The sequence below is a fragment of the Sporomusa sp. 246TCP1 genome (assembly GCF_057319775.1).
Map to the genome: position 1 here is coordinate 2,780,001 of NZ_CM170492.1, position 14,208 is coordinate 2,794,208.

Sequence of the window (14,208 nt, forward strand, 5' to 3'; positions counted from 1 at the left end):
TTCGTAGTTTGACAAGGTTCAGTAATCTATAAGACCCCTAGCCCTATCAGTGCTCTACCGTCTATACTCATTACCTGAGGCTAGCCCTAAAGCTATTTCGGGGAGAACCAGCTATCTCCGCGTTCGATTGGCATTTCACCCCTATCCACAACTCATCCCAAAGCTTTTCAACGCTCACGGGTTCGGTCCTCCACGCATTTTTACCTGCGCTTCAACCTGGCCATGGATAGATCACTGCGGTTTCGGGTCTACAATAACTAACTATCGCCCTATTTAGACTCGCTTTCGCTTCGGCTCCGTGTTTCCCACTTAACCTCGCTAGTTACTGTAACTCGCCGGTTCATTCTTCAATAGGCACGCCGTTGACCACATAAGGGTCTTCGACTGCTTGTAGACATACGGTTTCAGGTTCTCTTTCACTCCCCTCCCGGGGTGCTTTTCACCTTTCCCTCACGGTACTATGCGCTATCGGTCGCCAAGGAGTATTTTGCCTTGGAGGGTGGTCCCCCCTGCTTCCCACAGGGTTCCTCGTGTCCCGTGGTACTCTGGATTCTGACCCTCAAACTCTGCTTTTCGTTTACAGGGCTATTACCTTCTGTGGCCTACCTTTCCAGGTAGTTCGACTAAGCCTGGTTTGATTGTTGTCAGTCCTCAACCCCAAATCACCGAAGTGATTTGGTTTGGGCTCTTCCCCGTTCGCTCGCCGCTACTTAGGGAATCTCAATTGATTACTTTTCCTCCGGGTACTTAGATGTTTCAGTTCCCCGGGTGCCCTCCTAACTTACGTTAGGTGACGGTGCATTACCACCGCCGGGTTCCCCCATTCGGAAATCCAGGAGTCAAAGCTTGCTTGCAGCTCTTCCTGGCATATCGGAGCTTACCCCGTCCTTCGTCGGCTCTTGGCGCCTAGGCATCCGCCGTATGCCCTAAATAACTTGACTTATTTTAGTCTTGTTGCTAATACATTGTCGACTGTCTATCGCACATCATCTGCGTTGTTGTCAGTCCGGGCGCTCTCTTCGACGTACTTCCAGTACGACTCCGTTCGCGTCCTCCTTCCGCCTAGCATCTGATGCACGCTAGCCAGTCTCTCGGCTACATTTTACTGTGCCGATGGTTTAGCTTACGTTTTGCCTTCAGTTAAATCCTAATTGCGCTTCGTTAAGTTACTTCACATATTTGCATATGAGAGGTAATTTTACTTTGCTTTCTTCTGTGCAGTTTTCAAGGAACAGCGGAACATCTATATTATCAGATCTACTTGTGTATTTCAACATGTAAGTTCTGGCAACTTTCGTTCCAAAACCAGCAACTTCCTAATCTCCCAGGCCGTTTCCAACCAGGCTCTACTTATTGACAGTTGATTTAGAATATAGCTGCAGTCACCTTTAACAGTAGAATTTGCTTAATTACTGTGTTCGGTATGCGGAACAGGTCACACGTCTTACCGCCGCTAAGTATATATACTACCTCACGGCTTTGACGAAGACTCTCTTTACACTACAGAACACACATTGTAACATTCAAAGGTACATGAGTACCTTCCTTCCCACAGCTATCGTCACTGGATATGTTGTTTTCAGGAATATCTATGTTACCATAGTCACTCGTTTATTTCAACAAGTAATTTTTGGTAACTTGCATTCCCTCAAAACTAAACAATGTAAGTGATACTACAGCGAGCACATAAACTCCGTCTAGTATCGTAATGCTTGCCAAATGTACCGACCTGGAAGTAGTTCAGCTGTTACACCGAACGGTTCTCCCTAGAAAGGAGGTGATCCAGCCGCACCTTCCGATACGGCTACCTTGTTACGACTTCACCCCAATCATCGGCCCCACCTTAGACGGCTAGTTCCATTGCTGGTTACCCCACCGGCTTCGGGTGTTGTCAACTTTCGTGGTGTGACGGGCGGTGTGTACAAGGCCCGGGAACGTATTCACCGCAGTATGCTGACCTGCGATTACTAGCGATTCCGACTTCACGAAGGCGAGTTGCAGCCTCCGATCCGAACTGAGAGCTTGTTTATGCGTTTGGCTTACCCTCGCGGGCTTGCTTCGCTTTGTTTAAGCCCATTGTAGTACGTGTGTAGCCCAGGACATAAGGGGCATGATGACTTGACGTCATCCCCGCCTTCCTCCGCATTGTCTGCGGCAGTCTCCCTTGAGTTCCCACCATTACGCGCTGGCAACAAAGGATAAGGGTTGCGCTCGTTGCGGGACTTAACCCAACATCTCACGACACGAGCTGACGACAGCCATGCACCACCTGTTTTCGTGTATCCCGAAGGATAGGAACTAATCTCTTAGCTTTTCACTCAATGTCAAGTCCTGGTAAGGTTCTTCGCGTTGCGTCGAATTAAACCACATACTCCACCGCTTGTGCGGGCCCCCGTCAATTCCTTTGAGTTTCAACCTTGCGGCCGTACTCCCCAGGCGGGGTACTTATTGCGTTAGCTTGCGGCACAGAAGGGGTCGATACCCTCTACACCTAGTACCCATCGTTTACGGCCAGGACTACCGGGGTATCTAATCCCGTTCGCTCCCCTAGCTTTCGCGCCTCAGTGTCAGACACAGTCCAGAAAGTCGCCTTCGCCACTGGTGTTCCTCCCAATATCTACGCATTTCACCGCTACACTGGGAATTCCACTTTCCTCTCCTGCACTCAAGATCTCCAGTTTCCTGCGCCTATACGGGGTTGAGCCCCGCACTTAGACACACGACTTAAAAATCCACCTACACGCCCTTTACGCCCAATAATTCCGGACAACGCTTGCCACCTACGTATTACCGCGGCTGCTGGCACGTAGTTAGCCGTGGCTTCCTCCTTTGGTACCGTCATTACTCTACATTATTCACATAGAATACGTTCGTCCCAAACGACAGAGCTTTACAATCCGAAGACCTTCTTCGCTCACGCGGCGTTGCTCCGTCAGACTTTCGTCCATTGCGGAAGATTCCCCACTGCTGCCTCCCGTAGGAGTCTGGGCCGTGTCTCAGTCCCAGTGTGGCCGTTCATCCTCTCAGACCGGCTACTGATCGAAGCCTTGGTGAGCCGTTACCTCACCAACTAGCTAATCAGACGCAGACCCATCTCTAAGCGGTAGCATATTCAGAGGCCACCTTTCTTATCTCAGTCATGCGACTAAGATACCACATTCGGTATTAGCACCACTTTCGCGGTGTTGTCCCCAATTTAGAGGCAGGTTGTCTACGCGTTACTCACCCGTTCGCCACTAGGAGTTATAAATAACTCCCCGTTCGACTTGCATGTGTTAGGCACGCCGCCAGCGTTCGTCCTGAGCCAGGATCAAACTCTCCAATAAAATATTATTGAAGCCATTTGTTGGCTCTATAAATCAAATTAAGAAATTGTTTATTTTTGGTGTTGTATGTCGCAAGCGACATACAACCGCACATCTGGCTTTTTTGATGCATTACTTACATTGTTCAGTTTTCAGGGAACATTTTGCCACGGACGTACCATGGACGGTACGTTTAATCCGTAACCGATGTGCCATGTTTCAACGACAGAATATTATAATAACATCTTCATTAGTTTATGTCAACACTATTTTCTTTTGCCAATTATTGCCGCCGCTCATAGCGACTTTTATAGATTATCATGTCCAACCATTTATGTCAACTGTAACTTTTTGTTTTTTTATAAATACTTATCGAAAGTGTCTCTTTGTATGTCCAAACCTGCACTTAGCAATTTTGGGGGAGGCGACACCCAGATTTTATGATCCACCGCAAATCGTAAAGCCATATTTCTTAAATATTTCTCGTGCCTGATAGCCAGTAAGAAATTTAATAAACTCCTTACTTGTTTCAATATTATTACTGTCCTTCATTACTGCCACAGGATATACCACTGGCGAACATGACTTCAAGGGTACCCGGTCAAGAATTTTCACCTCTTTGGATATTTGGGCATCAGTCTGATATACAATACCCACATCAATATTTCCTGTTTCAACGAAGGTCAAAACTTGCCGGACATCTTTAGCAATAATCAACTTTGCTTTTAAGTTTTCGAAAATTCCCAATGACATTAGCAATTCCTGGGCATATTTGCCTGCTGGCACACTTTCAGGATTACCAACAGCTATTTTTTTTACTTGATCTTTGGTTAGCGTTTGAAAATTGCAGGAAATATCAGATTTTTTTGATGCAATCAGGACAATTCTGTTTTGCAGAAGTTCTCTTCTCGTCTCATCAAGTAACATCTTCTTCTCCTGCAATTGGTTCATTTGGCTATGCGCTGCCGAAATAAAGACATCCACCAATGCTCCGTCTTCTATTTGTTGTTTAAGTTCACCCGAACCACCGAATCGAAGCAACAGACTTTGCTCCGGGTTGTTAGCAATATATGCTCGTTTTACTTTCAAGAGTGCATCCTTGACACTGGCTGCAGCGTATACTTTCAGCGTTTTGAGCATGCGCGTAAATTCAACAACCACAACTGGATCAAACTGAATGCCAGCCCCCTTTTTCAACTCCGCCAATGCTGCTTCGGATGCCATAGCCTTGCGATAGGGCCGATCATTTGTCATGGCGTCGTAGGCATCGGCAACAGCTAAGATACGACACTCAATGGGTATGATTTCTCCCTTTAAGCCTTGTGGATAGCCGGTACCGTTCCACCATTCATGATGTTTTAGTATTCCGTTGGCTATATGAGCAAGATCCGGCGCTGCCATAGCAATCTGTTGCCCTATCTCACAATGCCGCTGCATCTCAGTTCTTTCCTCGTCAGTGAGTGGACCTGGTTTTAATAGAATTTGGTCAGCGATGCCAACTTTGCCGATATCATGAAACTCAGCTAATAGCTTTAGTTCATTTATACGCTCTTCAGATAGACCCAAGGACAAAGCCACTGGTTCCATCAGGTTTTTTACACGTTCACAATGCCCCTGGGTAATGAAATCTTTTGTTCCAATCATCCGCATGATGGTATTAACGACAGATCGCTTAATACTTCTGCTTTGCTGCTGTTTCTCTTTATACATGTTTCGGTCTGCTTGTTCAATTAATGTACTGACATCTGTCGATAAGTTATTACCGACAGCATAGCCGAGAGAAACGCTAAGCGGTAGTCCGGCATTCATCTCATTGTACTCCGCGATATTTTTGCGGATTCGCCGGCATGCGTTACTTACCGCGGAGTTCGAGCTTTGGAAAAGCAAAATTGCAAACTCATCTCCGCCGATTCTGGCCACTATATCTTCCTCATGAAAACTCTTCTTCAGTATCATCGCTACGACAATAAGCAGATTATCACCAGCGTTATGACCCAGTGTATCGTTTACAATTTTCAGCCCGTCAATGTCACACATGATCAAACCAACCGGAACATATTGTTTTCCCTTCACTCGCGTAGTTTCCCATGTAAAATAAGAACGATTATAGAGACCTGTCAGATTATCCCGCATGCCACTGTCTTTGAATACTCTTTCTCGCCGCCGCTGCTCGGTCATATCGAAAAAAACAATCACAAACCCGACGATATTCTTAGCATCATTCATTATCTGAGAAACCGAACCATAAACAGCAGCTTCTTTACCATGTTTGGTGAAAAGGGATGTATTATTACCAAATCTAATAACTGTATTTCTTTTGGTGCTCTCGCCTGTTGGAAACTCAACCTGGCCAGTAGTTGTATCAATTATTTCAAATAGTTCCATAACCGTTGTACCCAAAACTTCTGCTTCTAAATAACCCGTGAGGTTTTCTGCCGTACTGTTCATAAACAATATCTTAGCGTTCAAGTCAGTGACTAATAATGCCTCGCCAATACTTGACGGCACAAAACGAAGTACCTTATCCAACTCATCAGGTTTTTTCTTGTATTGACAGACTACTACATTAGACATATAGTTGCTCATAATATCTCCGTTTAAATAAATTGTTAATTCAAAAAGAGCCACCACGCAAAAAATTCTATCAGTATTGACTAAAACGACCTTACCGCGGGATTATTTCCCATTTTAGATAAAATTATATATTGTTATGTTAATACTGTCAACATTGTCAATAATCGCAAACTATCTAAACCGATAATAAATATTAATTATTTATGTTTTAATTTGTTTATGTTAGTTTTGGGGTCTAAATCACTTCCAATGTTCTGCCACTTACAAATATTAAAAGGGAACACAATTTCAAGTTGTGTTCCCTTATTTTTGTACAATGCACATTGTACTATTTAGCGTCTTCAAATAGCCGCTAACATTGATCCAATCCTTTTTTAAGCTTATCTAACAAGGTAATAAGCAATTCTTTTTCATCAGTATCAAGCACAGACATAATCTTATGCACATACTGGTTATGAATAGGAACAAAGGTGTTCATGAGCATACTAGCATGGTCTGTAAGGTAAAGTTGGAAAACCCTTTTATCGGCTGGATCACCTTTGCGAATCACCAGGTTTTCTTTTTCTAATCGATCAATAAGTCTGGTAACATTGGCTCGGGATACCAGCAACTTTTTACCTAATTCTGACTGTGTCAGCCCTTGCCCACCTGTCATGAATAACTGAATTAGAGCATTAAACTTAGCCTTGGACAAACTATACCGGGCAAAGTGCATCTCCAAAACATCATCTAAGCTATCCTGGAATTCGGTCAGTTCAATCAGCGTACGTATTGAAATATAACGGTCCGAAATATCATTGTTAGTAATTTATGTCACCCCCAAGCTCAATTGTTAACATACTAGCAATATTGTAAATGCATTAAACAGTTTGAGTCAATAGCTATCAGAAAACAGGGGAAATTGTAGAAGGAGTTGTCCACATTTAGATGGACCTAAAAAAAATTCACTAATTTTCTTAAAATTCTATTTTTCTTGCAGGAATTTTAAGGATGGAAGCGAATATACTATTCTAAGAGTTCCGAGTTGCTATCGCCAGCCAGGAGATAGTAAACAGGGCGCAAAAAGGAATTTTTGCACCTGCCATTATGCAAAGGAAGTCCGTATTACGGGCTTCCTTTTTTGCTGTTTACATACTTTATTTCTTATTCTGGTGATGCCTTTGGAGAAAACTTGGCAGAAAAAGAGGTTCTAAAATGATTTACTAAAATATTTACTAAAATATTTTTAGCACCTCTTTTTTTATAATTATGGAGGAGGGTTTTTTATGAGTAAGTTTATCCGTGTAGACATGGCAACAAAAAATGTTGCTACCAGCGAGGTTCCCGAGAAGTACGCCGGCATAGCAGGCCGGGCGCTTACATCCAACTTCGTCGCCGACGAAGTGAAACCAACTTGTCATCCACTAGGGAAATACAACAAATTAATTTTTGCACCCGGCTACCTTACCGGTACCAACGCTGCTAATTCCGGCCGGCTTTCCTGTGGCGCTAAGAGCCCGCTAACCGGTGGTATCAAGGAATGTAATACTGGCGGCACGTTTGGTCAAAAGATGGCCAAAATGGGCATTAAGGCAATTGTGTTTGAAGGAATCCCGGAAGAAGATAAGTATTTCATCGTCAAAATTACAATGAACGATGTGACCATTGAAGATGCTCCCGCTGAAATCATCGGCATGGGTAACTACGAAGCCATTAAAGTCCTGCAGGCAAAATATGGTGCTAAAGCCGGTGTGGCCATCATTGGTCCGGCCGGTGAAATGAGGCTTATGGCAGCCAACATTTCCTTTGCTGATCCTGAAAGCAACATCCGCAGCGCCGGCCGCGGCGGCCTGGGTGCTGTCATGGGTTCCAAAAAGATAAAAGCTGTTGTTATTGATGATACTGGTGCTCCCGGTGTTCCCATTGTTAATCGCGAAGCTTTCAAGAGTGCTGCAAAGCGGTTTGCCAAAGCCCTTACAACTCATCCGGTCACCAGTCAGGGTATAACCAAATACGGTACCAACATTCTGGTCAATATTCTGAACGAAGCTGGCGGTCTGCCTACTCAAAACTTCCGCCGTGGCCGGAACGATTGGGCCAATGACATCGGCGGTGAAACCATGACTGCAACTATGGAAGCCCGCGGCGGTAAGCCTAGCCACGGTTGCCATGCCGGTTGCATCATGCGTTGCTCTCAGCACTATGTTGACAAGCAAGGCAAATATATTACCAGCGGTTTTGAATATGAGACTATTTGGGCTCTTGGCGCCAACGCCATGATTAATGACCTTGACCTCATTGCCTATGCTGACCGTGAATGCGATGACGTTGGTGTAGATTCCATTGATATCACTGTTGCCATTGGTGTTTATATGGAAGGCGGTGTCATTCCCTGGGGCGATGGCAAGGCGGCCATGGAATTGATTAAAGAAATTCGCAAAGGCACTCCCCAAGGCCGGATTCTCGGCTGTGGTGCAGCAACCGTAGGACGCGTCTATGGTGTTTCCAGGGTTCCTGTCGTGAAAGGGCAAGCAATTCCGGCTTACGACCCGCGTGCGGTTAAGGGTGTAGGCTTGACCTACGCTACCACTCCGATGGGCGCTGACCATACTTCCGGTTATGCAGTTGCTACCAATATTCTCAAGATCGGCGGCGATGTCGACCCACTGAAAAAAGAGGGTAACATCGAACTGTCCCGCAATCTGCAAATTGCCACTGCCGCTGTTGACAGCACCGGTATGTGCCTGTTTGTTGCTTTCGCTATCCTGGATATCCCCGATGGTTTCCAGGCGTTGATTGATATGATTAATGCCCAGTACGGTCTGTCCCTTACCGCCGACGATGTTACTGATCTTGGCAAATCAGTTCTCAAGGCTGAGCGCGGCTTCAACCACAGGGCCGGCTTCACCAATGCCGATGACCGTTTGCCGGAGTTCTTTGAGGAAGAATGTGCACCACATAACACTACCTGGGACTTCACAGACGAAGAAATCGACGAAGTATTTAATTTCTAATCAGCTAAGAACGATCGTAGTCTCTACTGTATTGCTAAAGGTCAAATGACAGGGAATGCGATATAGATGTAGACAGTTTAATCAAACAAAGACGGGGCCGTGTTGAAATATAAGAATTTCAGCACGGCCCCTCACAATTACTTAAAAACATATAGTTTTAATACAAATCTCTGTTTTTTCAATGCAAACATTTGCACGTTTGTATTAGACATTGTAGTATAATACACCCAATAGAGTCACATTAGTAAGGAGGACATCGCAATAAAAGAACCTATTGTAAAACGTTATAAGGCTAACCCGATATTAACCAAAAAAGATGTTCCTTATTCCGTCCACACCGTACATAACGCTGGAGTGGCAAAGTATCGGGGAAAATACTACATGTTGTTTCGTTCTCATCTCGATACAGGCGCTCTATTATTGGATTAGCAGAAAGCAATGACGGTTACTCTTTTATAGTACATGACAAACCTTTTATTACTCCAGCAACAGCGAGGGTTTTCAAAGAATATGAGGCTTTCGGTGTGGAAGATCCTCGTATTTCCTGCATAGAAGGTGAATACTACATCACTTATAGTGCATATTCAAAACACGGAGTGCGAATCGGTTTGGCAAAAACAACAGATTTCAAAACATTAGACCGTATCTCGCTAATCACTGAAGCTGATTATCGCAATGTTGTTCTTTTCCCCCAAAAAATAGATGGTAGATATATACGCCTTGATCGACCGCATTCCGAAATTTCTCCTTGGGCAATATGGATTAGTTATTCAAAGGACTTAATCTATTGGGGAGAATCAGAGTTAATCATGATGCCTGTACCGTATCACTGGGATGAAATGAAAATTGGTCCCGGAGCAACACCTATCAAAACTGACAAAGGTTGGCTTTCTATTTATCACGGTGTCTTTCCCACCATGGATGGATCAATATATAGACTAGGAGTCGCCTTACACAAACTAGATAATCCCGCCATCATTCTAGGTGTCGGCGATAGTTGGATTCTACAACCTGAAGACCCTTGGGAAGTAACAGGATATGTTCATAATGTGGTTTTTACCTGCGGAGCTATCCTTGAGGAAAATGGTATTGTTAAAATATACTGGGGAGCTGCCGATTCTGTCATGTGCGTAGGAACTGCCAACATCAATGATCTTGTAAATCTTTGCCTAAATCATAGCAGACCTGCCATGCCATAAACTATATACAACATGTTAATGACTTTTGCAGGCGGGTGGTGTGTTGGCAAAAGCGGAAGTCAAACGCTAGTGGTGGAGCGTTGTCAATACACCGCCCCTGCGCCTGTAAACTTCCTTAATGCGGAATATATAGATCACGAATTTTTTACTATTTCTTTATAGACTTCAATATATTCTTTTACCATTTTTTCCTGCGTAAATCTGCGTTCAACTGTTTTACGACAAGCTTCCCGTGAAATATTCATAACATCTTTAATTTTTTCAGCCATTTCCCCTATGCTGGATACAATAAACCCATTAATGCCGTCTTGAATAATTTCAGGCATAGAACCTTTTTTAAATGCGAGGACAGGTGTTCCACACGCCATTGCTTCAACTATACTAAGGCCAAACGGCTCATTAAAATTAATGGGATGTAACAATGCATAGGCATTACCTAATACTTTATTTCTTTCTTCAGGACCTACTGATCCAATATAACAAATATTATCATTAAGATACGGCTTTACATAATTTTCATAATAAGATTTATCCTGAATAATACCGGCAATTACCAGTTTCATTTTTGCCATTTTAGCAACTTGTATTGCCTCATAAGTTCCCTTGTCTCTATGAATTCTTCCAAAATAAACCAAATAATCGCCACGGTTTTCGTTTAATGTAAATTCTTCTATATCTATTCCATGGTACACAGTCCTTATATAATCAAGTTCCCCATTCCTATCAGCATCACTGATTGAAACATAGTGTGTTTTTTTATTATATTTTTTATAAACAGGTAGAATTTTAGGTGAAGAAAACCCATGTATTGTTGTTATCACTGGAGTTTTTATTAGTCCACTATAAGTCAGAGGTAAAAAATCATAATTATTGTGTATTATGTCAAACTCATTTGCCTGTTCCATTATCTCAGATATATGCAAAGATTCCCAAACCTTAGCATCCAGTTCTCTGTCTTCTTCATAAGGTGCTCTGCATACGCTGCGAAGCTTGGCGGTCGTTAGTGAATCACCAGTAGCATACAGTGTTACATCAATATTCTCTTTAACAAGTCCTTCTGCCAATAATGACACTACTCTTTCCCACGGACCATAATGTCGCGGCGGTGTCTTCCACGCAATCGGTGAAATTATTGCAACTTTCATATTTTAAAACTCCCCCACATCATTACAAATTCCTTCGGAAAGCTATCCGACATTCCATACTTGATATTAGAAGAACTTCGGCAGAGGTAAGGGTAAAGCCTTTATTCACTTTTGGTGCAAGTCCTATATACCTCCTTGCTAAATTTTGCTATACTGAAGTCGTATTATGAATTTTCTATATCAATAATGTAAAATCACGGTCATAGAATTTTGGGGAGGGTGAGAAACAGTTAAATAAAAGTTGTTAAAAGCTATATACATTTAACAATGTTAGTGGTGTAATAATTATTGAGGTGTTAACATGGAATATTATACTATTAACAAATTTTCTAAACTGGTTGGCAAGACCGCACAAACACTGAGGAATTGGGATAAAATGGAGTTTTGAAACCGCATCATACCGCTACTAATGGTTATAGGTACTATTCGGAAGAACAAATTAAGCAAGTTTTGCATATCAAAACCGATAATCCCAAAATTGTAATTGGTTATTGCCGAGTATCATCATCTAAACAAAAAGATGACTTGGAACGGCAAATTAGTAATGTAAGTAGCTATCTAATATCGCAAGGTAAACCGTTTGAAATAATATCAGATATTGGTAGTGGTATTAATTACAACAAAAAAGGCTTGCAAAATTTGATACAACGAATAGAATCTGGCGAAGTTGATAAGGTTGTTGTTTTGTATAAGGATAGATTGATTAGATTTGGTTTTGAGTTAATTGAATATATCGCTAGTCTTAATCAATGTGCTATTGAAATTATAGACAATACAGAGAAAACACAAGAGCAGGAACTTGTTGAGGATATGATTCAAATTGTGACTGTTTTTGCTTGTAGACTTCAAGGCAAACGAGCAAACCAAGCAAAAAAGTTTGTCAAGGATTTGGGCGAGCATGATTAAATCAATCAAAGTTCAACTAAAGCCAAATAACAAGCAAAATTCACTACTCTTTCAATGTGCAGGTACAGCGCGGTTTGCTTATAACTGGACGCTTGACCAACAGCAGAAAAACTTTGAAGCAGATAACAAATTTTTATCTGATGGTGAGCTAAGAAAACAATTAACACTATTAAAGCAAACAGAATTATCTTGGCTATACAAATACAGCAACAATATTACCAAACAAGCTGTAAAAGATGCCTGCGAATCCTACAAGAAATTTTTCAAGAAGTTAGCTGACAAGCCAAGATTCAAGTCCAGAAGGAAGTCAAAACCTGCGTTCTATCATGATAATCTCAAACTAAAAGTAACTGAAAAGCACGTTCAACTTGAAAAGATAGGAAAAGTCAAATTAGCTGAGTTTGAACGTTTACCGCCTAATTCAAAATATAGCAATCCAAGAATAACATTTGACGGCTTGAACTGGTATATATCGGTAGGCATTGAAATGCCAGATATGACGATTGATAAGCCTATATCTGAACCGATAGGAATTGACGTAGGTATTAAGGATTTAGCAATAGTCAGTAACGGCAAAAAGTATAAAAATATCAACAAAACAAAGGCAGTAAAGAAAGCTAATAAACGACTGAAACGTCTGCAACGTAAGGCAAGCAGGCAGTATGAAAAAAACAAAAATAAACAAATAAAAGGGAAGGGCAAGAATCTTTTAAAACTTGAAAAACGAATCAATAAAACTTATAAACGGCTAACGGATATCCGTACTAACCATATTCATCAAGCGGCTACGGAACTGGTGAAAACCAAGCCAGCGTACATAGTGATTGAGGATTTGAACATTAGCGGAATGATGAAAAACAGGCATTTATCTAAAGCGATAGCTGAACAAAAGCTATTTGAATTTGTTAGACAGCTTGAATATAAATGCTTATGGTACGGAGTTAAGTTAATAAAAGCTGATAGATTCTATCCGAGTAGCAAAACTTGCTGTAAATGTGGTCACGTTAAGAAAGACTTAAAACTTTCTGACCGAGTTTATAAATGCGAGTGCGGTAATGTGATGGATAGAGATTTGCAGGCGGCAATTAACCTGAGAGAATACTCCAAATTAGCGTAACATCACCTAAAAGATAACGCTAATATGTACCGATTCGTTATGTCGGGAGTTTAAGCCCTTGGAACGCTATATCAAACGAAAGTAGCTTTGGCAAAATCGGGCGTGATGAATTGGGAAGAGAACATAAAATTTATAAGTTTTATTATGGAGTTTATAGATTTTTATAAGTTTCTTGTAACGGCACTCACTATGAGTAAGAACACATTAGACACCAATGAGCTTGTAGAATATAAGTTGCTGAATTTTGCTGACACTGAGCAAACCGCTGCCTGTTTTAGCAAAATATTTACTTATGAAGAGCCAATGACAAAAAGCCTGGGGTTAAGCCACCAACAATTCCATTCTTTAGCAGAAGATTATTGCCAACTTGCAGCCGAGGATGGCTTGAGTTTTATTTCGATTGAAAAAGCAACCGGTAAAGTGATTGGTTTCGCAATTTGTGTTGATCTAATATTTGATCCCACACGTGCGAAAGCTGTTGATCCCGTAATTATGCAGCAGGCAATGCCTTCAAGTGTGTTGCTTCAGGAATTGGATAATCATTTTATCCAAAAAATGGACTTCATTGCTGGAGATTGTTTGCATATGTTTTATACAGGGATAGATTCCCAATTTAAGGCCCTGGGGATAGCAACGAGCTTAGCAGAAAAAGTATTGGCAAATGCTATCACTAAAGGATATAAATACGCCCTCGCCGAGTGCACCAGCCTGAAATCAAAAAAGGTCCTAGAGAAATTAGGATTTCGGGAAGAAAATCGTATAGTCTATGCTGATTTACACTATAATGACCCTAACCCTTTTGAAAATCTAGAGGGATATTGTGCGCTAATGGTGAAAGAACTAAAAAAAGGTTGTTAAAGTCCTCTGTAATCCTCATCTTGCATGGTTCAAGGTGGGGATTATTTTATGTTTACGAAGCAGGAGCCACTAGTAGCGAGTTATGAAAGAAAGAGAGGAGGCTCGTTGCCT

At 42.0% G+C, this 14,208-nt stretch carries 7 protein-coding genes, 2 rRNA genes and 1 pseudogene (1 of these 10 cut by a window edge); 5 read left to right on the plus strand and 5 right to left on the minus strand.

The genetic code is table 11. The features are described 5' to 3' along the window. The 4 genes from AC1ECB_RS12980 to AC1ECB_RS12995 all read right to left on the minus strand — a co-directional run. Positions 1-941 (minus strand): 23S ribosomal RNA (locus AC1ECB_RS12980) (it extends 1,977 nt beyond the left edge of the window). Between the two features lie 829 nt (positions 942-1,770). Next, positions 1,771-3,326, minus strand: a 16S ribosomal RNA gene (locus AC1ECB_RS12985). The 16S and 23S rRNA genes sit together here, the layout of an rRNA operon. 417 nt (positions 3,327-3,743) lie before the next feature. Next, positions 3,744-5,879, minus strand: a complete 2,136-nt coding sequence (gene modA, locus AC1ECB_RS12990; protein WP_485669076.1) for a molybdate ABC transporter substrate-binding protein — start codon at positions 5,877-5,879, stop codon at positions 3,744-3,746. A 352-nt stretch (positions 5,880-6,231) separates the two neighbouring features. Next, positions 6,232-6,594 carry a MarR family winged helix-turn-helix transcriptional regulator gene (locus AC1ECB_RS12995; RefSeq protein ID WP_485669077.1) on the minus strand — a complete coding sequence of 121 codons (363 nt, stop codon included), beginning with the start codon at positions 6,592-6,594 and terminating at the stop codon, positions 6,232-6,234. Positions 6,595-7,144: 550 nt separating this feature from the next. On the opposite strand from AC1ECB_RS12995, the gene AC1ECB_RS13000 reads away from it, so the two are divergent. Beyond that, positions 7,145-8,872, plus strand: coding sequence for an aldehyde ferredoxin oxidoreductase family protein (locus AC1ECB_RS13000; RefSeq protein WP_485669078.1), 1,728 nt, complete (start codon positions 7,145-7,147; stop codon positions 8,870-8,872). Between the two features lie 374 nt (positions 8,873-9,246). Further along, a complete protein-coding gene (locus AC1ECB_RS13005; protein WP_485669331.1) occupies positions 9,247-10,071 on the plus strand; it encodes a glycoside hydrolase family 130 protein in 825 nt (274 codons plus the stop codon). A 134-nt stretch (positions 10,072-10,205) separates the two neighbouring features. Here AC1ECB_RS13005 and AC1ECB_RS13010 read toward each other — a convergent pair whose 3' ends face one another. Further along, the gene (locus AC1ECB_RS13010; protein WP_485669079.1) at positions 10,206-11,216 is read right to left on the minus strand and encodes a glycosyltransferase family 4 protein; all 1,011 of its coding nucleotides are present in this window, start codon (positions 11,214-11,216) and stop codon (positions 10,206-10,208) included. A gap of 301 nt (positions 11,217-11,517) precedes the next feature. On the opposite strand from AC1ECB_RS13010, the pseudogene AC1ECB_RS13015 reads away from it, so the two are divergent. The 3 genes and pseudogenes from AC1ECB_RS13015 to AC1ECB_RS13025 all read left to right on the plus strand — a co-directional run bounded on the left by AC1ECB_RS13015 (position 11,518) and on the right by AC1ECB_RS13025 (position 14,097). Beyond that, positions 11,518-12,122 (plus strand): annotated as a pseudogene (locus tag AC1ECB_RS13015) (IS607 family transposase). Continuing rightward, positions 12,115-13,239: an RNA-guided endonuclease InsQ/TnpB family protein gene (locus AC1ECB_RS13020; protein WP_485669080.1), complete on the plus strand. Its 1,125-nt coding sequence runs from the start codon at positions 12,115-12,117 to the stop codon at positions 13,237-13,239. Before AC1ECB_RS13015 ends, AC1ECB_RS13020 begins: the two are co-directional and overlap by 8 nt. A gap of 105 nt (positions 13,240-13,344) precedes the next feature. Beyond that, positions 13,345-14,097, plus strand: coding sequence for a GNAT family N-acetyltransferase (locus AC1ECB_RS13025; protein ID WP_485669081.1), 753 nt, complete (start codon positions 13,345-13,347; stop codon positions 14,095-14,097). Positions 14,098-14,208 lie beyond the last annotated feature (111 nt).